This window comes from Pacificoceanicola onchidii, from assembly GCF_004804335.1.
GTDB lineage: Bacteria > Pseudomonadota > Alphaproteobacteria > Rhodobacterales > Rhodobacteraceae > Pacificoceanicola > Pacificoceanicola onchidii.
Map to the genome: position 1 here is coordinate 134,874 of NZ_SRXY01000006.1, position 24,804 is coordinate 159,677.

Annotated in this window: 20 protein-coding genes; 10 read left to right on the forward strand and 10 right to left on the reverse strand. The window is 61.2% G+C overall.

From position 1 onward, the window contains the following. Nucleotides 1–30: 30 nt before the first annotated feature. A complete protein-coding gene (locus E4662_RS16230) occupies nucleotides 31–1,098 on the reverse strand; it encodes an Mrp/NBP35 family ATP-binding protein (protein ID WP_136442656.1) in 1,068 nt (355 codons plus the stop codon). A 220-nt stretch (nucleotides 1,099–1,318) separates the two neighbouring features. Here E4662_RS16230 and E4662_RS16235 point away from each other — a divergent pair, with 220 nt between their 5' ends. Further along, a complete protein-coding gene (locus E4662_RS16235; RefSeq protein ID WP_136442657.1) occupies nucleotides 1,319–1,537 on the forward strand; it encodes a DUF1127 domain-containing protein in 219 nt (72 codons plus the stop codon). 709 nt (nucleotides 1,538–2,246) lie between these two features. Then, complete coding sequence (locus tag E4662_RS16240) at nucleotides 2,247–5,162, forward strand: valine--tRNA ligase (RefSeq protein WP_136442658.1); 2,916 nt, start codon at nucleotides 2,247–2,249, stop codon at nucleotides 5,160–5,162. 77 nt (nucleotides 5,163–5,239) lie between these two features. On the opposite strand, the gene E4662_RS16245 is transcribed toward E4662_RS16240, so the two are convergent. From E4662_RS16245 to E4662_RS16260, 4 genes are all read right to left on the reverse strand, one after another. Then, a complete protein-coding gene (locus E4662_RS16245) occupies nucleotides 5,240–6,688 on the reverse strand; it encodes a TrkH family potassium uptake protein (RefSeq protein WP_136442659.1) in 1,449 nt (482 codons plus the stop codon). A gap of 67 nt (nucleotides 6,689–6,755) precedes the next feature. Continuing rightward, entirely contained in the window at nucleotides 6,756–6,980 is a 225-nt protein-coding gene (locus E4662_RS16250) for a hypothetical protein (RefSeq protein WP_136442660.1), read from the reverse strand. 198 nt (nucleotides 6,981–7,178) lie between these two features. After that, nucleotides 7,179–8,276, reverse strand: coding sequence for a GTP cyclohydrolase FolE2 (gene folE2 / locus E4662_RS16255; protein WP_136442661.1), 1,098 nt, complete (start codon nucleotides 8,274–8,276; stop codon nucleotides 7,179–7,181). A gap of 154 nt (nucleotides 8,277–8,430) precedes the next feature. After that, nucleotides 8,431–9,618, reverse strand: coding sequence for an aminotransferase class I/II-fold pyridoxal phosphate-dependent enzyme (locus tag E4662_RS16260; protein ID WP_136442662.1), 1,188 nt, complete (start codon nucleotides 9,616–9,618; stop codon nucleotides 8,431–8,433). Nucleotides 9,619–9,893: 275 nt separating this feature from the next. Here E4662_RS16260 and E4662_RS16265 point away from each other — a divergent pair, with 275 nt between their 5' ends. Both E4662_RS16265 and E4662_RS16270 read left to right on the forward strand, forming a co-directional pair. Then, nucleotides 9,894–10,835 carry a DUF726 domain-containing protein gene (locus E4662_RS16265; RefSeq protein ID WP_136442663.1) on the forward strand — a complete coding sequence of 314 codons (942 nt, stop codon included), beginning with the start codon at nucleotides 9,894–9,896 and terminating at the stop codon, nucleotides 10,833–10,835. A 79-nt stretch (nucleotides 10,836–10,914) separates the two neighbouring features. Beyond that, a complete protein-coding gene (locus E4662_RS16270; protein ID WP_136442664.1) occupies nucleotides 10,915–12,792 on the forward strand; it encodes a monovalent cation:proton antiporter-2 (CPA2) family protein in 1,878 nt (625 codons plus the stop codon). Between the two features lie 187 nt (nucleotides 12,793–12,979). On the opposite strand, the gene E4662_RS16275 is transcribed toward E4662_RS16270, so the two are convergent. The 5 genes from E4662_RS16275 to E4662_RS16295 form a co-directional block, all read right to left on the reverse strand. Beyond that, on the reverse strand, nucleotides 12,980–13,489 hold the full coding sequence (locus E4662_RS16275) for a CarD family transcriptional regulator (protein ID WP_136442665.1): 510 nt from the start codon (nucleotides 13,487–13,489) through the stop codon (nucleotides 12,980–12,982). Nucleotides 13,490–13,754: 265 nt separating this feature from the next. Then, nucleotides 13,755–14,093, reverse strand: coding sequence for a ferredoxin FdxA (gene fdxA / locus E4662_RS16280; protein WP_136442666.1), 339 nt, complete (start codon nucleotides 14,091–14,093; stop codon nucleotides 13,755–13,757). Nucleotides 14,094–14,147: 54 nt separating this feature from the next. After that, on the reverse strand, nucleotides 14,148–14,534 hold the full coding sequence (locus E4662_RS16285) for an RNA-binding S4 domain-containing protein (RefSeq protein ID WP_136442667.1): 387 nt from the start codon (nucleotides 14,532–14,534) through the stop codon (nucleotides 14,148–14,150). Then, a complete protein-coding gene (locus tag E4662_RS16290; protein WP_136442668.1) occupies nucleotides 14,535–17,354 on the reverse strand; it encodes a helicase-related protein in 2,820 nt (939 codons plus the stop codon). A gap of 17 nt (nucleotides 17,355–17,371) precedes the next feature. Beyond that, nucleotides 17,372–17,938, reverse strand: a complete 567-nt coding sequence (locus tag E4662_RS16295; RefSeq protein WP_240705221.1) for a tetratricopeptide repeat protein — start codon at nucleotides 17,936–17,938, stop codon at nucleotides 17,372–17,374. A gap of 66 nt (nucleotides 17,939–18,004) precedes the next feature. Between E4662_RS16295 and E4662_RS16300 the strand changes: the two genes are divergently transcribed. The 6 genes from E4662_RS16300 (at nucleotide 18,005) to E4662_RS16325 (ending at nucleotide 24,785) form a co-directional block, all read left to right on the forward strand. Next, on the forward strand, nucleotides 18,005–18,295 hold the full coding sequence (locus E4662_RS16300; protein ID WP_136442669.1) for an SCP2 sterol-binding domain-containing protein: 291 nt from the start codon (nucleotides 18,005–18,007) through the stop codon (nucleotides 18,293–18,295). Nucleotides 18,296–18,299: 4 nt separating this feature from the next. Next, entirely contained in the window at nucleotides 18,300–19,262 is a 963-nt protein-coding gene (locus E4662_RS16305) for an alpha/beta fold hydrolase (protein ID WP_136442670.1), read from the forward strand. 36 nt (nucleotides 19,263–19,298) lie between these two features. Next, the gene (locus E4662_RS16310; protein ID WP_136442671.1) at nucleotides 19,299–20,309 is read left to right on the forward strand and encodes a ligase-associated DNA damage response exonuclease; all 1,011 of its coding nucleotides are present in this window, start codon (nucleotides 19,299–19,301) and stop codon (nucleotides 20,307–20,309) included. After that, nucleotides 20,306–21,898: an ATP-dependent DNA ligase gene (locus E4662_RS16315; RefSeq protein WP_136442672.1), complete on the forward strand. Its 1,593-nt coding sequence runs from the start codon at nucleotides 20,306–20,308 to the stop codon at nucleotides 21,896–21,898. Before E4662_RS16310 ends, E4662_RS16315 begins: the two co-directional genes overlap by 4 nt. Nucleotides 21,899–21,979: 81 nt before the next feature. Further along, on the forward strand, nucleotides 21,980–22,855 hold the full coding sequence (locus E4662_RS16320) for a hypothetical protein (protein WP_136442673.1): 876 nt from the start codon (nucleotides 21,980–21,982) through the stop codon (nucleotides 22,853–22,855). 97 nt (nucleotides 22,856–22,952) lie between these two features. Then, nucleotides 22,953–24,785 (forward strand): M3 family oligoendopeptidase, encoded by a 1,833-nt coding sequence (locus E4662_RS16325; RefSeq protein ID WP_136442674.1) that lies wholly within the window; start codon nucleotides 22,953–22,955, stop codon nucleotides 24,783–24,785. The last annotated feature ends 19 nt before the right edge of the window (nucleotides 24,786–24,804 follow it).

Consider the following 24,804-nt stretch of genomic DNA (forward strand, 5'->3'; position numbering starts at 1 on the left):
ATATTTCAGGCACAAAGAAGCAAGCGCGCGTCAGATGAGACCGCCCTCAATGAAACGGGCCGCAAGGCGGGCGTAGGCCTGCGCCATTTGACCCTCGCCCAGAGCGATAGGTGTGCCGTCGTCACCGCCGAGGCGAGTCTCGAGATCAATGGGCAGTTGTGCAAGCAGCGGCACGCCAAGTTTGTCCGCTTCTTTCGCCACACCCCCGTGGCCGAAGATATGGCTGTCTTTGCCGCAATGCGGGCAGGTGAACACGGCCATGTTTTCGATCAGCCCCAGCACCGGGGTTTTCAGCGTCTGGAACGCGTCGAGCGCCTTGCGGCTGTCGAGGAGGGCCACATCCTGCGGCGTGCTGACCACGATCGCCCCGTCGACGCCGCTTTTCTGGCAGAGGGACATCTGTATGTCCCCGGTGCCCGGCGGCAGATCGACGATCAAGGCGTCCAGATCCCCCCAATCGACCTGCATCATCAACTGTTGCAGCGCGCCCATGAGCATCGGCCCGCGCCAGATCACCGCCTTGGTCTCTTCGAGCATGGAGCCGATGGACATCACCGTCACACCATGAGCCTTGAGCGGCCGGATGGTCTTGCCATCCGGGGACTCGGGTTTTGTGGTCAGACCGAACATGCGCGGCTGGGAGGGCCCGTGAATGTCCGCATCAAGCAGGCCTACTCTCTTGCCCGCGCGCGCCAGCGCCACCGCGAGGTTGGAGGAGACCGTGGATTTACCCACCCCACCCTTGCCGGAACCAATGGCGATGAGCGTTTTGACCCCGGGCGGGCGCATAGGGCCCTCTTGCTGTTTGGCGTGACCGCCGATTTTCAGGGACGGTGCCTTTTGCTGAGCGGCGGCGGTCAGGACAGCATGCGCCGCGCTGACGCCCTCGAGCTCCGCAACAGCGGCTTCTGATGCCTTGCGCAGAGGCTCCATGAGGCGCGCAATTTCGGGTGTCGGGGCTTCGATCACGAAGCGCACAACGCCGTCTTCGATGCGCAAAGCCCGAATCATATCTCTGGAAATCAGGTTTCCACCGTCGGGCAGCTCGAACTGCTCCAGAACATCTCTTACAAACTCAAGTTTTCCAATTTTGCCCATTTTCTACTCCTGCCGCCGCTTTCCCGAGCCGTGACCCAGGGTCAACTCAACCGAGATGGCCCGTTTTGCACATTTTTCAAGCTTAACACGACCTTAGACCCGCTGCCCCCATGCATATGCTGCATAGCAGCATTGTCATTCCAATGGATTGTGCACCTGCAGCATATACCCCATGTTTAGCGCAACCAGACACAAACACCGCCAGTGAGGCAAGAACAACATGGCACATGCACCTTCGGTTACCCGCGCACCGTCCTCCGCATTCGGTGCTTTCCTGACGACCCTGATCGTTGACCTGCGTGCCCGCAAGGCCCGCCGTTCGGTCTACAAGACCACGTACCGAGAATTGGCGTCGCTGAGCGACCGCGAGCTGAACGACCTTGGCCTGAGCCGGTCCACCATCCGCCGCGTCGCTTATCAGGCCGCTTACGAAATGTGAGATGTCCGCCCGGTCCTCTCCTCCTCCCTGGGCCGGTCGGAACAACGCGATGATCTCTCTCCTCCTCCCTGAGGTCATCGCGCAAAACACGGGGCTCCGCGCCCCAACGAGATGAAGACCCTCTCTCCTCCTCCCTGAGGGTTCTCATCAAGGCGACAGCTTCCGCTCCTCCTCCCTGGGAGCTGTCGCCACTCAGTTTCAGGGCCAGAAACGGCCCACAAATGCTGGCTCTCTCTCCTCCTCCCTGAGAGCCGACATGACAGCGGCAGCCTCCTCTCCTCCTCCCTGGGGGCTGCCGCGACCCAGAATTCGGGCTGGAAAAGCCCAGACGCGATTGACGCCGGATCTTCTCCTCCTCCCTTGATCCGGGTCATGTCAGCGGCAGAGCCCTCTCCTCCTCCCTGGGCGCCTGCCGCCTCCATAAGAGCCTTCGGGCTCAGAAATGTCGGTGCTCTCTCCTCCTCCCTGAGCATCAGCATGAAAGCGGCGGCTTCCTCTCCTCCTCCCTGGAAGCCGCCGCACCAGATTTGAGATCGGGGCCCCTCTCCTCCTCCCTGGGGTGCCCGTACATGGAACGGCGGCGCTCTCTCCTCCTCCCTGAGCGTCGCCGTTTTCTTTTGTCTGATTGGCTTGCGAAGCCCCTGACCCCTTTCATTTCCGCCCCCATCCCGCTATCTGCGGACCCAAGCAAAGATTGGGAATTGAACCGATGGCGATGGACAAGAGTTTCGACGCAAAATCCGCAGAACCGCGCCTTTACGAGGCCTGGGAAAAGGCCGGGGCTTTCCGGGCCGGGGCGAACAAATCGCGGGATGAAAGCTTCTGCATCATGCTGCCGCCGCCAAACGTCACAGGCGCGCTGCACGTGGGCCACGCGTTCAACCATACGCTGATGGATATCCTTGTGCGCTGGCACCGGATGCGCGGCTTTGACACGCTCTGGCAACCCGGTCAGGACCACGCGGGCATTGCGACCCAGCTTCAGGTCGAAAAGAAGCTGAAGGCCGAGAAAAACATCCGCCGCCGCGATATGGCGCGCGACGAGTTCCTCGGCCATGTCTGGGACTGGAAAACGCAATATGGTGGCACGATCATCGACCAGATGAAGCGCCTTGGGGACAGCTGTGACTGGGAGCGCAACGCCTTTACCATGTCCGGCGCGCCCGGTGCGCCTGCGGGCAATGAAGGCAACTTCCACGATGCGGTGATCAAGGTTTTCGTCGACATGTACGAAAAGGGCCTGATCTATCGCGGCAAGCGCCTCGTGAACTGGGACCCGCATTTCGAAACTGCCATCTCGGACCTCGAAGTCGAGAACATCGAAGTTGCGGGCCACATGTGGCACTTCAAATACCCGCTCGCCGATGGCGTGACCTACACCTATGTCGAGAAAGACGAGGACGGCAACGTCGTGCTTGAAGAGGAGCGCGATTACATCTCCATCGCCACCACCCGGCCGGAGACAATGCTCGGTGACGGCGCGGTTGCCGTGTTCACCACCGATGAGCGTTATGCCCCCATCGTCGGCAAGCTCTGCGAGATCCCGGTTGGGCCGAAAGAGCATCGCCGCCTGATCCCGATCATCACCGATGAATACCCGGATCCGGAGTTTGGCTCGGGCGCGGTGAAGATCACCGGCGCGCATGACTTCAACGACTATCAGGTGGCCAAGCGCGGCGGCATTCCGATGTATCGCCTAATGGACACGCGCGGCGCGATGCGTTCCGATGGCGCGCCCTATGCGGAAGCGGCAGCGATTGCGATGGAAGTTGCGCAGGGCAAGCGGACCTTGACCGAAGCCGAGGCCGATGCAGTGAACCTTGTCCCCGATCACCTGCGCGGGCTGGACCGGTTTGAGGCGCGTGAGGCGGTGATCAAAGAGATCACTGAAGAGGGTCTGGCGGTGATGACCACCTCCGACGATCCGCGCCTTGGGCCGAAGCCGAAACTCAAGAAAGGTCAGGAAGAGCCGCCCGTGGTCCCTGCCCCGCTGGTCGAGGCGAAGGCCATCATGCAGCCGTTCGGCGACCGCTCGAAGGTGGTTATCGAGCCGATGCTGACGGACCAGTGGTTTGTTGACGCTGAAAAGGTCGTTGGCCCGGCGCTGGATGCCGTGCGCGGCGGCGACATCAAGATCATCCCGGAGAGCGGCGAGAAGACCTATTACCACTGGCTGGAGAACATCGAGCCCTGGTGCATTTCCCGCCAGCTTTGGTGGGGGCATCAGATTCCGGTTTGGTATGATGCCGAAGGCAACCACTACTGTGCTTCGACCGAGGCCGACGCGCAGGCGCAAGCAGGTGCCGGCGTGGCCCTCACACGCGACCCCGACGTGCTCGACACATGGTTCTCCTCCGGTCTCTGGTCCTTCGGCACGCTTGGCTGGCCGGAGCAGACGGATGAACTGAGGCGCTTCCACCCGACCGATGTGCTGATCACCGGGTCCGACATCCTGTTCTTCTGGGTGGCGCGGATGATCATGCAGTCGCTGACTGTCACGGGCGAAATCCCCTTCCACACCGTCTATCTGCACCAGCTCGTCCGCGACGAGAAGGGCAAGAAGATGTCGAAGACCACCGGCAACGTCATCGACCCGCTTGATATTGTTGACGAATACGGCGCCGACGCGCTGCGCTTCAACAATGCGGCCATGGCCTCCATCGGCGGCGTGTTGAAGATGAGCGTGGATCGGATCACCGGCTACCGCAACTTCGGCACCAAGCTGTGGAACGCGGCGCGGTTTGCGGAGATGAACGAGGCCTGCGGCTCGGATGGCACCATCCCCGCGCCCAAAGCCACGCTCAACCGCTGGATCGTCGGCGAGACCGCGAAGGTGCGCGAGAGCGTGGATAAGGCGCTGACCGAATACCGCTTCAACGACGCGGCGAGCGCACTTTACGCCTTTGTCTGGGGCAAGGTCTGCGATTGGTATCTGGAGTTCTCCAAGCCGCTATTTGGCTCGGACGATGCGGACACCGTGGCCGAGACCCGCGCAACCATGGCCTGGGTCATCGACCAATGCCTGATCCTGCTGCACCCGATCATGCCCTTCATCACCGAAGAGCTTTGGAAAGAGACGGGCACGCGTGACGGCTTCCTCATGCTTACCGATTGGCCGACCTATGGCGGCGAATTGGCCGATGCAGAGGCCGCGGCCGAAATGGAATGGGTGATTGCGCTGATCGAAGGCGTCCGCTCTGCGCGCGCACAGATGCACGTGCCTGCCGGGCTTTATGTGCCAATGCTGGTGACCGGCCTCAGCGAGACCGAACAGGGCGCATGGGACCGCAACGAGGTGATGATCAAGCGCCTCGCGCGGATCGAGAGCCTTGAAACGGTAGACGCCTTCCCCAAAGGCTGCGTGACGGTGCCCGTGGGCGGCGCAAGCTTTGGTCTGCCGCTGGCGGATATCATCGACGTGGCCGAAGAAAAGGCGCGGCTTGAGAAAACGCTGGGCAAGCTGGCCAAGGAATTGGGCGGTCTGCGCGGGCGTCTGAACAACCCGAAGTTCGCAGAAAGCGCCCCGGCGGAGGTGGTTGAAGAAACCAAAGCCAACCTCGCCGCGCGCGAAGGCGAAGAAGCGCAGCTCAAAGAGGCTTTGGCCCGCCTCGCGGAGATTGGCTAAGGGGATGCGGGGCATAGCCCCGCCCTACCGTCTTTTGTGACAAATGACGCCCGGACCGATCAGGTTCGGGCGTTTTCCTATGCGCGCCAGAACTGGACAGTAAACAGCGCAAAGACCGCGAGAATCTCAAGCCGCCCGGTCAGCATGGCAAAGCTGAGCATCCATTTCGCCGTGTCATTGAGCCCCGCGAAATTGCCCGCGGGACCAATCTCATCCCCCAGCCCCGGCCCAATGTTGGCAATCGCCGTAGCCGCACCGCTGATCGAGGTGATGAAATCAAGACCCGTGAGCGACAGCCCCACGGACAGCACCCCCATCGACACGACGAAAAACACGAAGAAGGACATGACCGAGCTGAGCACTTCGTCCGAGACCGGCCGCCCTTCGTAGCGCGGGGTGAAGACGCCGTTGGGCGAGTAGATGCGTTTGAGCTGGACTTTGACCGAGGCGAACAGAAGCTGGTATCGGAAGATTTTCACCGAACAGGAGGTTGATCCCGCGCAGCCGCCAATCAGACCGACGAAGAAGAACAGCATGATCAGGAACCCGCCCCACTGCATGTAATCGGTGCTGGCATAGCCCGTGCCGGAGAGGATCGAGATGATGTTGAAAAGCGCCTCGCGGATGGCCTTTTCCGGGGCCTGCGGAAATTGCCAGAGCAGGATGGCGACCGTCACAGCCACCAGAACGGCAATGATCAGCAGGAAAACATGGATTTGTGTGTCGCGCAGTAGCGGTTTGTGTGAGCCGGCGACCAATTGGACGTAGCGCACAAACGGCAGAGCGGCGAGCACCATGAAGACCGAGGCGACATACTCCGCGGGGCCGGAGAAAGTGCCGAACGACGCGTCATAGTTGGAAAAGCCGCCCGTGGCGATGGTGGTCAGCGCGTGAACCGACGCGTCAAAAGCGTCCATGCCGGTAAGCAGGTAGGCCCCGGCGCACATCAGGGTCAGAGAGACATAGATGGTGCTGATCGACGAGGAAATCTGCGTGGCGCGGGGCAGGATTTTCCCCATGGTATCAAAGGATTCCGACCGAAAAATCTGCATGCCGCCGACCCGCAGTTCGGGCAGAAACACCATGGCGACAACGATGATGCCGATGCCGCCCAGCCATTGCAGCAGACCGCGCCAGAGCAGGATGCCCTTGGGCAAGGTCTCAAGACCCGAAAGCACGGTGGAGCCGGTGGTTGTCAGGCCCGACATTGCCTCGAAATAGGCGTCCGTAAAGCTCGACTGCGTGGCGCCCAGCATCAGCGGCAGCGCACCAAACAGCGGCAGCGCCGCCCAGACACCAACGGTCAGCAGGAAGGTCTGCTGAATACTCAGACCTTCCTTGATGGCATTACGGCAGGCGAGCGCCGTCAGGCCACCGATGAACATGGTGATCGCCGCGCTCTCGAAGAACACGGTCCAGTGGCCCCGCCCTTCGGCGATGTCCACAAGCATGGGCAAGAGCATCGTAGCGCCAAGGCAGGCGACCAGAAGGCCGATGACATAGGCGACGGGGCGGATATCGAACATGCGCAAAGGCTTGGCCCCGCTGTGCGCGGCTGTCAAGCGGGGTTGCGCTCAAGCCGGTCCCGTCGTGTCAGGTCAGCAGATCCCGGAACACATGCGGCAGGATATCATCCCGATGCAGGCCCATATCCGCCAGTTGCGCATCACTGGCCGCCTCAAGCGCAATGATTTCGCCCAGGCGCGCGCGGCGCATCCGGCCCGGATTGAAACCGAATCCGATGGACGCAAGATAGGTGTCTATTTTTGCCCCAAGGGATCTGTGCCCCATGGCGATCTGTACGTTGTGTCTTGGCATTTCGGAAACCTCCTGTCAGGGGTGTCGCGCCCCAATGGGAACGCGAAAGGCAATCGGTTTCCTCCCATATGGGTCGATTATGACGCAAAACCTGTTTTCAAAGGGTGAACCTGCGATCACGTTTTGGGCAAATGCCCGTATTGCACAAAAAACGCCCGCCGAAGCGGGCGTCTGGGCATTCAAGCACCGGTTTTGCCGCTATCCGACGTGGAACAGCGTCGAAAACAGCTTGGGATCAAGGCTGTCCGAGGCGAAAAGCGTGCCTTCCGTCAGGACAGACACCGCGTCATGCGAATGCAGGCTTTCCTGGTGGGAGGCGATCACGCGGTAGTCCCCGATGCGCTCATCGTTCTGGCAGCCCTGTGCAAACAGGCGCGCCGCGTCTTCGACGAAAATCGGGTTGGCGGCGTTCAGTTCGGCAAAGGCCTGCTCGTCTTCGCGTTTGACCATGACCTGCGTTTCAGTCGGCACGGCCTCGCGGCAGATGTCGATCAGATCTTCGAACCACAGGCATTCGCCCGGCTTCACTTCGACAGAAATGCGCGCCACAGAGCGTTGCGAGTGCGGCGTGGCCAGTTGCCCGCGCTCACGGCGGGCATGTTCCGAAAGCTCCAGCGAACAGGGGCACGTGGAGGAATAAACATAGTCCAGATGCACGATCTTGCGGCGCACCCCGTCAACTTCCACCAGTTCGAGCGCGATGTCGTAATACTGATAGCCCGACAGCCCCGAGCGCAGCGATTTCACCTTCATCGGAAAGGAAAACCGCATGTTGATCCGCGCATCGAAGCTTTCAAGATCGGTTTTATAGTCGTCCAGCGCCGCTTCGATGACTTCGAAACTGAAGGTCTTTTCCGCGTGCGTGTAGAACGAGCGCATGATGCGGGACATGTTGATGCCCTTCTTGTCCGCATCGAGGCTGACCGTCCCGGTCACAGACGTCTCAAGCATCAGATCGCCGTTGTCACGGGTGTGATACCCAAGCGGCAGGCGGAAATTGGAAATGCCCACATGCTGGATCGCTCGGTTCGCGCCTTTGATCAAAGACGACGGACCGTTTTGAAGGTCCGGGAGGGACTCCTTGTAGGCCGGATCAACCGCGAAGTCTTCCGGATAGGCACGGCGCAGCGCCGGATAGGCTTCCGGCGCCAAGTCAGCCAACTTGGCCATTGCGGGGTCAAGCGCGCGCAGCTCTGCGCCGTCCTTGCCATCCGCCCAATGGCGCAGCAGCGCCAAGGCGGCCTCGGCCTCGTCCTTGGTTGGTTTCCGGTCAATTTCCGGCGTGTACATATTCATGGGGGTTCCCCCTCGCCTGTCGCGTTCCCAGTCTAAGATAGGAACTGTCCATCGTTTTTTCCATTCTCGCCTAGACATACGCTCGATACGACACTTTGGTTCAGAAATTCCCGGACTCCCTCACGAATCTGTGTTCCGATAAGCGCGGAAAGGCTCAGATTGCCTCCAGAGCTTGCAGAATATCACCGATGATATCGTCTGTCTCTTCGAGACCGACCGAAAGCCGCACAAGACCAGGTGTGATCCCCAGCATCCCTTTCTGTTCATCCGGCAAACGCTGATGCGTTGTCGTCGCCGGATGAGTCGCGATGGACTTGGCATCCGCAAAATTGTTGGAAATCAGGATGATATTCAGCGCGTTGAGGAAACGGAAGCAGGCGTCTTTGCCGCCCTTGACGTCAAAGGTCAGAACCGTGCCGGCCGCTTCGGACTGCGCCGATGCCAGAGCATGTTGCGGGTGCGCCTTGTGTGTCGGGTAGCGCACGGCGTTCAGCTTGGGATGGCCATCAAGCGCTTCGGCAAGCTTGAAGGCCCCTTTAGCCTGCGTTCGCACGCGCAACTCCAGCGTTTCAAGTGCCTTGAGGTGCGTCCACGCGGTGAACGGGTTCATCGCGCCTCCGGTGTGCTTCATATAGGCCTCAACCGAGCCGCGAATGATCTCTTTCGGCCCGCAAATCAGACCGCCAAGCATCCGCCCCTGCCCGTCCACGTGTTTGGTAGTCGAAATGATGCACAGATCCGCGCCGCAATCCTTTGCATAGGAAAACACCGGCGTTGCCATGGCATCATCGACCAGAACCAGAGCCCCGACACCGTGAGCCACGTTACAAACGTGTTTTAGATCAATCACTTCCAGCGTCGGATTGGAAATCGATTCAAGGAAGACAAGCGTGGTGTCTTCTGTGATGGCCGCGTCCCAGGCCGCGTTGTCCGTGCCATCAACCATGACCACTGTCACGCCAAAACGGGCAAGGATGTCTTCGAGGACATAGAGGCAGGAGCCGAACAAGGCGCGGCTGGCCACAACCTTGTCCCCGGCTTTGAGCAGAGACATCAACGCGCCATTGACCGCTGCCATGCCGGAAGCGCAGGCAAAACCGTCTTCAAAACCGAGATAGCCGCTCAGGCGGTCCTCGAACATGCGCATGGTCGGGTTGCCGTAGCGGGCGTAGATGAATTCATCATCCCCGACCTTGATAAACCGCTCTTCGGCGGATTCGGCCGTGTCGTAGACAAAGCCCTGCGTCAGGAAAACCGCCTCGGACACCTCGTTCCACTGGCTGCGTTTGCTGCCGCCATGCACCAGCTGGGTGCGGCGGCTTTTCTTGCCCTGTTCGCTCATGTTCCCTTCTCCCGGACGTCCTGCGCCCAATAAAAAAGCCCCGATCGCGGTCAAGCGAAAGGAGCCCTTCGTCTGACCTCTTTAGCGGTTTTTGGGGTCGCAGGTCTGAACGACCCGCCCCGTGGCCCGCAATCCGGTAACAAATCGCCACGGCGCATCGAATAAGGGTGTTGCGCGATGAAATCAAGGGCGTCACGGAGCGGTAATAAAAGGTTCACGAAATCGTCTCAGCCTTCTGGGACACGTTTCTCACACGCCGTTCGCGAGCCGCCACCATGCCCCTGCTACAGATTTCCGCACGCGAGACAGGACCAGCCCTGCATGGGGCCACGGCCCCGCTGCTGCCTTGTCTGCGCCGCGCGCTGGCCGGGGATCCGGGGCCGATCACAATCATGGTCCACGGCTACAAATACCTGCCCGGTCATCCGATTGCCTGCCCTCACAGGGGTATTCTGGCGCGCAAGCCGCTTGTAACCGGCAAGCGCGTGATCAGTTGGCCCCGGCGTCTCGGGCTGCGCGGACAGCATGGCGAGGGGCTTGGCATCAGCTTTGGCTGGCGCGCGCGGGGCTCGATCTGGGCCGCTTGGGAGGCTGCCTCCGAAGCGGGCCTGCAATTGGCCGCGCTGCTCGACATGCTGAGCCAACTGGCCCCTGAGCGGCCCATTCACCTGATTGGGCATTCCATGGGCGCGCGGGTGGTTCTGACCGCTCTGAATACCGCCGCGACAGGCACGCTGCGCACGGTCATCCTCTTGGCGGCAGCCGAGTTCGAGAGCACGGCGCGCCGCGCTCTGAACCGGCTGGAGCCGCAAACCCAGGTGCTCAACGTGACCAGCCGCGAGAACGATCTGTTTGATTTCTGCCTTGAACGGCTGGTCCCGGCACCAGAGACCGGGGCGCGGATGCTTGGCTGCGGCGGTCTGCGGCATCCGCGCATGGCGACCATCGCGCTTGATGACCCCAGTCACCTTGCCGCGCTGCGCCGCGCGGGCTTTCCCATAGCCCCTCCGGTTCGGCGCGTGTGCCACTGGTCGCCTTACCTGCGGCCCGGGGTGTTCCCGCTCTACCGCGCCTTGCGGGCGGGACGTATGGATGTGGCCCGGCTGCGCGCGCAGTTGCCCTGCGATACCAGCCCGCGCTGGTCCCGGCTTCGGCCGCCGCTCTGGAGCGGTCTGATGCAAAATCAGGCGCAAAGCCGCACAATCGGGCAGATTTGACACATTGAGACACCCCCGCCTGTTGCCTTTCCCCGCCGCTCCGCAGCATTCTTGATCCAGCGCAACAGGCAGGCACCTCATGGACACCTTTCTCCTTCAAGCATCGGTCTTTCTGGCGGCCGCGGTCATTGCCGTGCCCGTCGCCGCACGTCTCGGGCTTGGATCGGTGCTGGGTTACCTCATTGCCGGTCTGATCATCGGGCCGGGGCTGGGGATCGTGGCCGACACAGAAGACCTGCGCCATTTCGCCGAGTTCGGCGTTGTCATGATGCTCTTCCTGATCGGGCTGGAACTGGAGCCGCGTGCGCTTTGGGACATGCGCCACAGGCTTATCGGCCTCGGCGGATTGCAGATCACAATGACCATGGCGGCTGTCTTCATCGCCTGCTCGCTCATGGGCATGTTGTGGCAAACGGCGCTGGCTGTCGGCATGATCATGGCGCTGTCATCGACGGCGATCGTATTGCAAACACTGACGGAAAAAGGATTGGTCAAAACCTCCGGCGGGCGCTCGACCTTCTCGGTGCTGCTCACGCAGGACATCGCGGTGATCCCGATGCTGGTTGTCCTGCCGCTCTTGGCGACCGTTTCACCAATCTCCGCCAACCCGGACGGATCCATCAGCCGCAATCTGGCGCATGACAGCCACCACGGTCTGTCGCTGGTCGAAGGGCTGCCGGGCTGGGGCGCGGCGCTGGTGACGCTGGGCGCCATTGCCGCGATTATTCTGGGCGGTGTCTTTGGCGCGCGCCCGCTGTTTCGCTACATCCACTCCGCCAAGCTGCCGGAAATGTTCACCGCTGTCGCGCTGCTGATCGTGATCGGCATTGGCGCTTTGATGATGCTGGTTGGCCTGTCTCCGGCGCTTGGCACCTTTCTCGCAGGCGTCGTGCTGGCCAACTCCGAGTTCCGCCATGAACTGGAATCCGACATCGCCCCGTTCAAGGGGCTGCTGCTGGGGCTGTTCTTCATCACCGTTGGCGCGGGCATCGACATCGAGGCGCTTGGACGGGAGCCGCTGACGATTATTGGCCTCGCGCTTGGGGTGATCGTGCTGAAAGGGACGGTGCTCTACGTTCTGGGCGTCGCCTTCAAACTCAAAGGGCGCGGGCGTTGGCTCTTTACCCTGGGTCTCGCCCAGGCCGGGGAGTTTGGGTTTGTCCTGATCTCCTTTGGCCTGCAGCAGCAAGTGTTAACGCAGCGGTTGTCGGATCAGCTTTTGCTCATCGTGGCCCTGTCGATGCTCATCACCCCCCTGCTCTTTCTGCTGTTCGACTGGCTGGAAAAACGTCTGGAGCATGGGACGGAGACCATCGAAGACGATCAGATCGATGAGACCGGTCCGGTGATCATCGCCGGGATCGGCCGGTTCGGACAGCTCGTCTATCGCCTGCTGCAAAGCACCGGAAAGAAGGCGGTGGTGATCGACCGGGACATGCAGACGATCCAGATGATGCGCCAGATGGGCTACAAGGGTTTCTTTGGCGATCCGACGCGGCCGGAACTGCTGCATGCCGCCGGGATTGATAGCGCGCGGGTGCTGGTGGTGGCGCTGGACGATCCCAAGCAGGTCAACCGGCTTGTGGCCTATGCCCGCCGCGTGCGGCCCGATCTGCATATCGTGGCGCGGGCGCGGGACCGGACCCATGTATACCAGCTTTATCAGGCCGGGGCGGACGACATCGTGCGCGAGCTTTTCGACAGCGCCCTGCGCGCCGGGCGCTATGTTCTGGAAAACGTGGGAATGAGCGAATACGAGGCGGCGATTGCGCAGGAGACCTTCTTTCACGAAGATCGGCAGAACATTCGCGCCCTGGCGACCCATTGGGACCCGACCAAAACCGCCGCGGAGAACCCGGCTTACATGGCGCGGGCGGTGGAGCTTGAGAAAGAGTTGGAACGCAAGCTGTACGAGCGGCTGGAAGCGAAGGACAAGTCGGACGAAGACGCGGCTTGAAGGAGGGGTTTCGCCCCGCTGCGCGGTGCGACTCGCGTGGCGTGCCCCTCGGGCACGCCACGGTGAGGGCGCTGCCCTCGCCCCTTGCGGGGCTCACCCGAGGTATTTTTAGCCCAAAGAAGCCGGGATGCGCGCATGAAAAAGGGCCGCTCCATGGCGGCCCCTGTTGTGTTTGACTTGAGTGCGGTCAGGCCGCGCGCAGGTCCAGCACGTCCCCAACCTGCTTGGCTGCGGCCACTTCGTCGCCACCGGCAACGGCGGCGACTTCACGGGTGAGACGCTCAAGCGCTGCTTCGTAGAGCTGACGCTCCGAATAGCTTTGCTCGCGCTGGTCGTCGGCCCGGTGCAGATCGCGCACCACTTCCGCGATGGCGATCAGGTCGCCGGAGTTGATTTTCTGCTCGTACTCCTGGGCACGGCGCGACCACATGGCGCGTTTGACCTTGGCTTTGCCCCTGAGCGTTTTCATCGCCTGATCCACCACGTCCGGAGAGCTGAGCGAGCGCATGCCCACTTCGGTTGCCTTATGCGTCGGCACCCGTAGGGTCATCTTGTCTTTCTCGAAGGAGATCACAAAAAGCTCCAGCTCGATGCCGGCGATCTCCTGCTCTTCGATATTCACGATCTGGCCGACACCGTGAGCCGGATACACAACGTAATCATTCGGACGGAATTCGGATTTCTTGGCTTTGCTCATCTATGTCGCTTCCTCGCAACTGGCACAGGCGACAAAAAGGGCGAACGGAGGCTTGCGCTTTCCGTTCACCCGTTTCCATCGCTTTGGGATTACTCGCTGAACTGCGCCGCAGTCCGGCATCCTGTGCATTTCGTTTCCATATACCGAAGGAGTATATCACAAAAAGCGACCGATCGGTAGATATGCCAAAAACGCGGTAAAACCATTTTCAATCAGTGTCTTGCACGTCTTTTCGCCGCTTATCCCGGACTTGGCTCCGAATCGGTCAGCCGCCCTCGCCCGGCGCTTCGGAGAAATGTTTCTCCAGCTTGTTCGGCTCGCCATCCCGCTCTTCGTAGCCCGGCAGCGGATCTTTCTTGGTGATGATCACTGGCCAGAGCTCGGAGTACTTGCGGTTGAACTCGACCCATTTGTCCATATCCGGCTCCGTATCCGGACGGATGGCATCGGCAGGGCATTCCGGCTCACAGACACCGCAATCGATGCACTCGTCCGGGTGAATCACCAGCATGTTCTCGCCTTCGTAGAAACAGTCCACGGGGCATACCTCGACACAGTCGGTGTATTTGCAGGCGATGCAGTTGTCGATAACGACATAAGTCATTGGATCACATCCTGATAAGGCGCGTTGCGCGAGTAGCTAATCCAGCGGGGCGGATCATTCAAGCGCCCCCCGACGATCAAGATCGAGTTTCCTGCGATCCTTCTTGGTCGGGCGCGCATTGCCTTCCAAACGGCGAATTGGTGGAATTTCCGTCTCTTCTCGGGGCTTTGGCGGATCAAGATCCTCGTAGAGCGCCTGTGCCTCGGGCGCGGGACCACGCCGCGTGCCCAGTGCGACGATTTTGATCACCCGGATGTGACGATCTTTTCGGAACGTCAGAACGTCACCGATGCTCACCGCATAGGCCGGTTTCGCAATCGGCTGGCTGTTGACCCGGCAATGCCCCGCACCAACCTCCCGGGCTGCCAGCGTGCGCGTCTTGAAGAAGCGCGCATGCCAGAGCCATTTGTCGATGCGGAGTTTGTCCGGCGTCTCAGACACTTATTGCTTGTCCTTGAGCCCCATGAGTGCGGCGGCGAAAGGGTTGTCCGGGTCGATCCGGTCTTTCTTCTCCGGGCGGGATTGGAAGGTCTTGGGGCCACGATCGCCCTTTGGACCACCTTTGCCCTTGCCCTTCGGTCCTGCTTTGCCGCGCGGCTTGCCGCCCGCGTTCTGGCGACGGCCCTGCCCCTGATTGTCTCGGTTCGGACGTCCCCCGCCGCGACGTTCGCCGCGATTGCCCCGGTTTCCACCCCAGGTGAAGGTGTAGAAAACCTCCATCTCCGGGCCGGTCTCTTCATCAGCTGCAGCCTCGGCGGGCTGCTCAGCTGCCGGGGTTTCCGGCGCGGGGGTTGGTTCAGCAGCCGGTTCAGCTGGTTCAGCCGCGTCTTGCGGTGCCTCGGCGGTGAGAGCCGCCTCAGGCGCAGGCTGTTCCGCTGCGGCCTTGACCTTCTCCCGCTCGCCTTTTTCCGCCTTGTAGCCCAGACCGCCCATCAGATCGGCGAACTGTTCCAGCGTCATACCGGTGATCGAAAGCATGTCGGCCTTGGCTTCAAAGCCACCCCGGCTGTCCTCTGTGCGGATCATGTCCGCGAGGCGTTCCAGCATATCGATGCGAATGGCGCGCTGACCCGCTTTGCGATAACCCGCAAGCGTGTAGTGCTGCGCCGGCACGTCTTCCATGTTCGGCACGGTCACCAGCCCCGGCGGCGGCGCTTCGGGGAATTCTTCCAAACCGTTCGAAAGGCTCCACAAAACCAGACGCAGGCGCGTGGGAGCGGGTTTCAGCAGAAGTGGCATGAAGATCGTGTATTGGCCGAACCGAACACCATGTTTGCGCAGTGCGCCGCGCGCATCCTGATCCAGCGCCTTGACCTCATCGGCCACGTCGGCGCGCGGGATCACACCCATGCCTTCAACCAGACGGAAAGCAAACCCACGCGCAAGGCCGGTTAGCGTCTCGTCGTCCTGCATTTTCTGCAGCGGCTCGAACAAGGCCGCGACCTTGCGGTCAATGAAGTGTTGCAAGCGGCGCTCGACCTTCTGCGCCACGTCCGCTCCCGCTTCGTCATCGACAAAGGCAACAACGCGCGGCTTCAGCGGATCGTCGCCTTTGGCGAGTTTGCCCACCGCTTCGGTGCCCCACATCAGACCACCCTGCTCGGTGAAGTCGATCTCGGTGTCCGGCGCATTATAAAGCCGGTCTGCCCGCAAATGGAAATGCGGTGCGAGCGCCTGCATGGAGGCGGCCTTGAGCGTCTTGGCCTCCTGGCCCTGCGCGTCCTTGTCCTGGCGGAACCGGAACCCTTCGAGTTTCCCGACGAATTCACCTTCGACGGTCACTTCACCCTGATCGTTTACTTCGGCCAAGAGGGCCTCCTTCTGTTTCAACCGGCGAAGCAGAACACTTGTCCGCCGGTCTACAAATCTCTGAGTCAGCGCCGCGTGCAGGGCATCTGACAGGCTGTCTTCTACAGCGCGCGTCGCTTCGCGCCAATGGGTTTCGTCATGGACCCAGCCGCGTCGTTGCGACACGTAGGTCCATGTCCGGATATAGGCGAGACGTTTCGACAATGTGTCAATGTCGCCATCTGTCCTGTCGATGCGTTTCAGCTGACGGGCCATGAAATCGTCCGGGACCTTACCGGACTCATGCAGATGCTGGAAGATGGTCTGAAGCAGGCCTGCGTGCTCCGCAGGCGAAATTCCGCGAAAATCGGGGATTCTGCAGACATCCCAAAGCAGTTGCACGGATTGCGGGCTGCTGGCGCGGGCGCGGATTTCCGCCTCGGAGGCGAGCGCCCGGAGCGCCCGCAGATCATCCGCTTCGCGCGCTTTCATCAGGGTTTCGTGGTCCGGGGATTGGTCCAGGCTACGATCCAGCGCGTCGATGGAGCCGAAGTTGAGCTTGGCATTCCGCCAGTTCAGCTTTTTCAGCGGGGTGAAGCTGTGGCTGGTGATCGCGTCGACCCAGTCGTCCGGGATCTGGCCCGCGTCGCCCGTTGTGCCAAACGTGCCATGGCTCATGCCGCGCCCGGCCCGCCCGGCAATCTGGGCCAGCTCATTTGGCATTAGGGGGCGCATGCGGCGGCCGTCAAACTTGGTCAGGGAACTGAACGCCACGTGATCAATGTCGAGATTGAGCCCCATGCCGATGGCATCCGTCGCCACGAGGAAGTCCACCTCGCCGTTTTGATACATCTCGACCTGCGCGTTGCGCGTCCGCGGGCTCAAAGCCCCCATAACCACCGCCGCGCCGCCCTTCTGGCGCTTCAGGAGTTCAGCGATTGCATAGACATTATCAACAGAAAACCCCACGATTGCGGTGCGAGAGGGCATTCTGCTTATCTTTTTCGAACCTGAGTAGACAAGTTGGCTCATCCGCTCACGACGCATGAACTCCACACCCGGAACCAGCTGGGCGATCGGTCCGCGCATGGTGTCAGAACCCATGAACAGCGTCTCGTGGGTGCCGCGCATACGCAAAAGCCGGTCCGTGAACACGTGGCCACGTTCGGGATCCGCGCAAAGCTGAATCTCGTCGATGCCAACGAAATCCGCGCCCATGCCTTCCGGCATCGCCTCAACTGTGCAGACCCAATACTGCGTGCGGGGCGGCACGATCCGCTCTTCGCCGGTGACCAGAGCCACAACGGACGGGCCGCGAATGGCAACGATCTTGTCATAGACTTCCCGCGCGAGCAGCCGCAGGGGCAGCCCGATTATGCCGGTCCGATAGCCGAGCATACGATCAATGGCGTAATGGGTTTTTCCGGTGTTGGTCGGGCCGAGGATGGCCGCGATCCGTGCGCTCATGGCCATGGGGCCGCCTTATCTTATCAGAGCTTGATGCCCTTCACTGTCGCTTCAAGCCGCCCCAACGCTTGCAGAACGTCTTCGTCATGCGGCCTCAGTTCCAGTACCCTTTCATAGGCTTCATAGGCAAGCGCCGGATGACCGGTTTGCTCATGCACCGCCCCAACCCCGCGCAAAGCGGCAAAATGATGCGGATTGATTGCCAATGTACGTTCCAGAGCGTCCATCGCCGGGCCAAACCGGTTGGCCTGAAAATAGGCCAACGCCAACCCGTGCCAGCCTTCCGCAAAGTCAGGCGCGTGATCTGTCAAAGCGCGAAAGTGCTCTGCGGCTTCCGCGTGCTTCTTCACTTCCAGCGCGTTTTGCCCGCGCTTGAGCAGCAAATCCATGGCCGGAGAGCCGGATTTTGACCATTCGTCAATGATTTGCCGTTCCAATCGGTCTGCGGCAGTGGCGTCTTCGGCACCCTGCAACTCCTGCAAAAGGGAATCGGCGCGGGATTCCGCCGACACAACCATTGGTAGGGAAATCATTACTGTGGCCGTTAATGCCGCAACGGTAGATTTGAAGTCCATAATGCCTACGCTCATAGTGTGCTCCTAGTGTAGCGTCTGCGACGAACAAATCCAGCGCACGAAACCGAGAGGACCACGTAAATGAGCGAAACACTGACCACCGCCGTTGAGGCACTGAACGACAAACTGGGCGGCCAGGGCTTTGACGGTACCGCCAAGTTCGTTCTGGGCGACGACGGCAGCCTGATGATCGATTCGGACGGGGCCCGGCTCGGCGATGATGATGCGGATGTGACGCTCACCGCCGAAACCGAGACCTTCCAGCAGATCTTCGAAGGCGAGCTGAACCCGACCAACGCCTTTATGGCCGGGAAATTGACGATTGACGGAGACATGGGCGCCGCCATGCGGCTCGCCTCCCTGTTAGGATAAACGTATGCTCACTCCTGCGCCTTTCCACGCCGATCTCGCTGAAGGGCCCGCCTGGTCGCGGGCCTGGTGGATCACCGCTTCCGACGGGCTGCGCGTACGCGTTGCCCATTATCCGGCGGGTGAAAACGCGCGGGGCACCGTCCTGCTTTTTCCGGGGCGCACGGAATACGTTGAAAAATATGGCCGATCCGCTGCAGCCTTTGCAGCGGGCGGCTATCATACACTGGTGATCGACTGGCGCGGTCAGGGGCTTGCCGACCGCATGCTCGAAGACCCGCGCACCGGCCACGTGCATGTTTTCGAAGATTATCAAAAGGATGTCGCCGCCATCCTGCATGTGGCGGCGGAGCTTGACCTGCCGCAGCCGATGCATCTGATTGGCCATTCCATGGGCGGCTGCATTGGCCTGCGCGCAGTGATGGACGGGCTTCCCGTTGCCTCTTGCGCCTTTTCCGGGCCGATGTGGGGGATCCGGATCGCCGATCCGCTGCGCCCCGCCGCGTGGGCCCTGTCCTGGGGCAGCAAGCAGATGGGCCTGTCGCACCACTATGCGCCGGGCACCGGCATTGACAGCTATGTCGCCTCCGCCCCATTCGAGGACAACCTTTTGACCCGCGATCCCGAGATGTGGGATTACATGCGCCGGCAGGTGCTTGCCCACCCGGATCTGCAACTGGGTGGTCCCTCGCTTGGCTGGTTGCACGAGGCGTTGAGTGAATGCCGCACCCTTGCCCGGCGCCCTGCCCCGACCATGCCCTGCCTGACCTTCCTTGGCACCAATGAACGGATCGTGGACATTCCGCGCATTCGCGAACGCATGGCCCATTGGCCGGGCGGCAAACTGGTGATGATCGAAAAGGGCGAACATGAGGTCATGATGGAAGATGCGGGCACCCGTGGGCGCATCTGCAACCAGATGATCTCGCTTTTTGACGGAGCTTCTGCCAGTCACGCGATGACCGCCTGATCTGGACAGCCCGCCCCGCGCCGCTACCATGAGCGCATGGCCGATCCACTGCTGACTTTCACCGACCGTGGCATCTATTGCCCGCGTGGCGATTTCTATATCGATCCGTGGCGCCCCGTAGACCGGGCAGTGATCACGCACGGCCATTCCGACCACGCTCGTCCCGGCCACCGCGCCTATCTCGCAACCCATCAGGCTTTGCCGGTCATGCGCCATCGGCTGGGAGAGATCACGGCCCAGGGTCTGGACTACGGCGAAACCCTTGATATCGGCGGCGTCACTGTCTCGCTGCATCCGGCGGGCCACATTCCCGGCTCCGCGCAGGTGCGCGTTGAACATCGGGGCGAGGTTTGGGTTGTCTCTGGCGACTACAAGACCACCCCGGATGGACTGTGCGAGGATTTTGAGCCGGTGCAATGCCAGCATTTCGTGACCGAATGCACATTTGGCCTGCCGGTCTTCAAATGGAAGCCGCAGGCGGAGGTCGCGGGGGAACTCAACGCCTGGTGGGCAGAACAAGCCGCGCAAGGCGGCTTCGCCATGCTGGGCGCTTATTCGCTCGGCAAGGCGCAGCGTCTGTTGCACATGCTGGACCCCGGGATCGGGCCGATCCTGACCCATGGCGCGGTTGAAGCAACCAACGAGATTTTGCGCGGGCAAGGATACGATCTGCCCATGACAGAACAAGTGACGCCAGACATGGACGTCAAATCCAGAACGGGTGCCCTGATCATCGCGCCACCTTCGGCGCTCGGCAGCCAATGGGCCCGGCGGTTCAAAGGCGCATCCACTGGATTTGCCAGCGGCTGGATGCGGCTCAGAGGTGTGCGGCGGCGGCGCTCAACGGATCGCGGCTTTGTCGTATCGGACCACGCGGATTGGGACGGCCTCCTTGAAGCAATCAAATCCACGATGGCAGAAAATATATACCCAACGCATGGTTACACAGATATCTTCGCGCGATACTTGAACGAGATTGGATACACAGCGCGAGTTGTACCGACAGAATTTGGCGGTGATGAAGACGATCAGGAAACCGCCGCATGAAGGACTTTGCAGCGCTCTTCACACAGATCGATCAAACCACAAAAACCTCCGTTAAAACAGAGGCTTTGGCGGCGTTCTTCAGAAAAGCGAACGATGAAGACAAGCTCTGGTGCATCGCGCTTTTCTCCGGCCGACGCCCTAAACGCGCTGTCACCACAACGCAGTTGCGGGAATGGGCGGCTGAGCGCGCGGAGGTGCCGCTTTGGCTGCTGGAGGAGAGCTATCCGATCGTCGGCGATCTGGCAGAAACCATCGCCTTGCTTCTGCCCGAAGGCGGAGAAACCTCGAACGAGAGTTTGTCGTTCTGGGTCAAGGAATTGATCGCGCTGTCTCAAGTGGATCTGGACGCGCGCAAACCGCGTATTCTGGCGGCCTGGGACAGGCTGGATGCGACAGAGCGCTTCCTGTTCAACAAGCTCATCACCGGCGGGTTTCGCGTTGGCGTGAGCCAGAAGCTGATGACCCGGGCTTTGGCATTGGCCACCGGGCAGGACGAGGCAGTCCTGGCGCTCAAGCTGATGGGTGGCTGGACACCGCAGACGACCAGTTACCATGCTTTGATCGAAGCGGACTCGCCGGATGCCGATGCCAGTCGCCCCTATCCGTTTTACCTCGCACACCCGCTTGAAAGCGCGCCGGACGAACTCGCCGCGCCGCAGGATTGGCAGGCGGAGTGGAAGTGGGACGGGATACGCGGGCAACTGATCCTGCGGGACGGCGCGCAGTACCTCTGGTCGCGCGGCGAGGAATTGATCACGGACCGCTTTCCCGAGTTCGCCCGTACCGTCGATTTCCTGCCCCCGGGCACAGTGCTGGACGGCGAGATCGTCACCTGGGATGGCGCGGCGCCGATGGGTTTCTCAACTTTGCAGCCCCGGATCGGGCGCAAGACAGTGCCAAAGAAACTGTTGAAAGAAGCGCCCGTCATCCTGCTTGCTTACGATCTTCTGGAAGTAGGCGGTGAAGATTTGCGGGACCGCCCGTTGCACGAGCGGCGCGCAAGGTTGGACACCCTCCTGCAAGACATCCCGCCAGAGGCTGCCGTCCGCCCTTCTCCGGTGATCCGATTTGAAGACTGGCAGTCGCTTGCAGATACACGGGACACGGCCCGCGCCGCCAGGGCCGAGGGGCTGATGCTCAAACGCCTGTCCAGCCCGTACCAGATTGGCCGCAAGAAGGGTGATTGGTGGAAGTGGAAATTGGACCCGCTGACGGTGGACGCGGTGATGATCTACGCGCAGCAAGGGCATGGCCGGCGGGCCGGGCTGTTCACCGATTTCACTTTTGCGGTGTGGAAGGGTAACGAACTGGTGCCCTTCACCAAGGCCTATTCCGGCCTGACCGACGCGGAGTTTGGCCAGATCACGACCTGGGTGCGCAAAAACACGCTGGAGCGGTTCGGCCCGGTGCGGCGGGTCTCGCCTGAACATGTGTTCGAGATCGCGTTTGAAGGCATTCAGGCCAGTCCGCGCCACAAGAGCGGCATTGCCCTGCGCTTCCCGCGCATGGCGCGCTGGAGACACGACAAGCCGCCGCAGGAGGCAAACACGTTAAAAGATTTGCAAGACATGCTGGCGCTCTATGGCTGATCCAATTCTGCCCTTGCCGTAACGTCGCACAGGGTCATACTGAGGACAGGATTCTTTCGGGAGGCGGTTATTTTGATACGCATGGCCCTAATTTCTTTCGCTTTTTTCATTTCTCTGGCACCGGCTGGAGCGGCGCTTGCGCAAAGCTCCGGCATATCCACCGAAGGCACGCTTTCCATCAGCGCCCATGGCTATGGTCCCGATCATGGCATCGGCGCGGTGGACATCACTTTTAGCCTGCCGATCAGCCGAAACGGACGGTTCGGCCTCGAGCTCGGCACGTTCATGTACATCCTGCCGCAAAAACGTCCGCACGAAACCTATGTGGCGCTAACGATTGATGACCGCTGGCGGATTGGCGTGGTGCGGCCTGCCTATGATTTCGTATTACCCTCAGTCTTCGAAGAGGCCGCGCCGCATCTGGCTTATGCGCGGGCGGAGTACAGCCGGGCCTATACCACCACAAACGCCATGCGGCAGGGCGCCGTGCCGTGGGGGCTGTCCTACACGGATAACCGCGCGCCGTTTGGCTGGGCCATGTCGGTGCACCATGCCGCGGTTGGCGGGTTTTCCTCGGCCTCTCTGGCGGCGCGCTGGCAACACGGGGCGTGGCGGCTCGCGGCGGCCGTCGAAGGGGTCTGGAGCGAGGCCGGGGACTTTGACGACATCAACGCCAAGCTTGGCCTGTCATACGTTCAGGACCGCTGGTCCATTGGACTGGCATGGCTGCACCCTGAGGCCGAAGGCTTGCCCGACGCGCTGGCGTTGAACGCCGGGTTTGACGTCACGGACAAGCTGTCGCTTTCTCTGTTCGGGGAATTCACCGATGGCGGACGCGACGACGCTTACGGGCTTGCTGCGCATTACGCTTTTCATGACAGGGCCACGCTCAGCCTCGCCGCAACCCGGTGGAACGATGAGACGGGGTTTCATCTGACGTTGACGCATCGGTTCTAAGCCCGACCCGCAGCCCCGTTTCGCATTTTTCGCATGCGCCTGTTCCAACCGCCTGCAGCGCAGACTATGTCTTGGGACAAGCAGATATGAGGATGCCATGAAGCACAGCGCTTTCCCCCGCCCCAAACCGCTCTTTGACGCCAACGCCAGCGCCGGGGGCAAGGACCTCGGTGCGCTTCCCGAATGGGATCTGACGGACCTTTACGCGTCCGAAGATGCCCCGGAACTGACCCGCGATCTGGACTGGCTCGAAGAGGCCTGCGCGTCCTTTGCCGCCGATTACGAGGGCAAACTGGACACGCTGGACGCGAACGGCTTCCTTGAGGCCGTGCATCGCCACGAGAAGATCGAGAACATCGCCGGGCGGATCATGTCCTTTGCGGGGCTACGCTATTACCAGCTGACCACCGATGCGGACCGGGCAAAGTTCATGTCCGATTGCCAAGAGAAGATCACGATCTTCACCACGCCGCTGGTGTTCTTCACGCTGGAGCTGAACAGGCTCGATGATGCGTTGATCGAAGGCTTCTTTGCTGAAAACGCCGATCTGGCCCGCTACAAGCCCGCCTTTGACCGCATCCGCGCGATGAAGCCGTACCAGTTGTCCGACGAGCTGGAAAAGTTCCTGCATGATCTGGGCGTTGTGGGCGACGCGTGGGAGCGGCTCTTTGATGAGACCATCGCCGGGCTGACTTTCGAGATTGACGGCGAAGAGTTGAACATCGAGGCGACGCTGAACTTCCTGACCGAACAGGACCGCAGCAAACGCGAAGCCGCCGCCCATGAGCTGGCGCGGGTGTTTGGCGAGAATATCAAGATCTTTGCCCGCGTGCACAACACGCAGGCCAAAGAGAAAGAGATAATGGACCGCTGGCGCGGGATGCCCTCCGCGCAGATGGGTCGGCACCTGTCGAATGACGTGGAGCCGGAGGTTGTTGAGGCGCTGCGCAACGCGGTGGTGAACGCCTATCCGCGCCTGTCGCACCGCTACTACAAGCTGAAGGCCAAATGGCTCGGCCTTGACACCATGCAGGTCTGGGACCGCAACGCGCCCCTGCCGATGGAAAGCGACCGCACCGTGGATTGGGACGAGGCGCGCGAGACGGTGATGAGCGCCTACAACGCCTTTGATCCGCGCATGGGCGAGATTGCCGAGCCGTTCTTTACCAAAGGCTGGATTGATGCGGCCGTGAAGCCGGGCAAGGCCCCCGGTGCCTTTGCGCATCCCACGGTGACCAATGTGCACCCCTATGTGATGCTCAACTATCTGGGCAAGCCGCGCGATGTGATGACGCTGGCGCATGAGCTGGGTCATGGGGTGCATCAGGTGCTGGCAGCCGGGCAAGGCGAGATGCTGGCCTCCACCCCGCTGACACTGGCGGAGACGGCCTCTGTCTTTGGCGAAATGCTGACCTTCCAGAAGATGCTGGACGGAGCCAAGGACGATGCAGAGCGCAAGGTCATGTTGGCGGGCAAGGTCGAGGACATGATCAACACGGTTGTCCGCCAGATCGCCTTTTATGACTTCGAGTGCAAACTGCACGAAGCGCGGCGTGGCGGGGAGCTGACACCGGAGGATATCAACGCGCTGTGGATGTCCGTTCAGGCCGAAAGCCTCGGCCCTGTCTTCGAATACATGCCGGGCTACGAGACCTTCTGGGCCTATATCCCGCACTTCGTGCACTCGCCCTTCTACGTCTACGCCTATGCTTTCGGCGACGGCCTCGTGAACGCGCTCTATGCGGTCTACCAGGAGAACCCGGACGGCTTTGAGGACAAGTACTTCGACATGCTCAAGGCGGGCGGCTCCAAGCATCACAAGGCTCTGCTGGAGCCCTTCGGCCTCGACGCCACGGACCCGACCTTCTGGGATAAGGGCCTGAGCATGATCGAGGGTTTCATTGATCAGCTTGAAGCAATGGAAGACTGAAACGGACAGGGCGGGGATG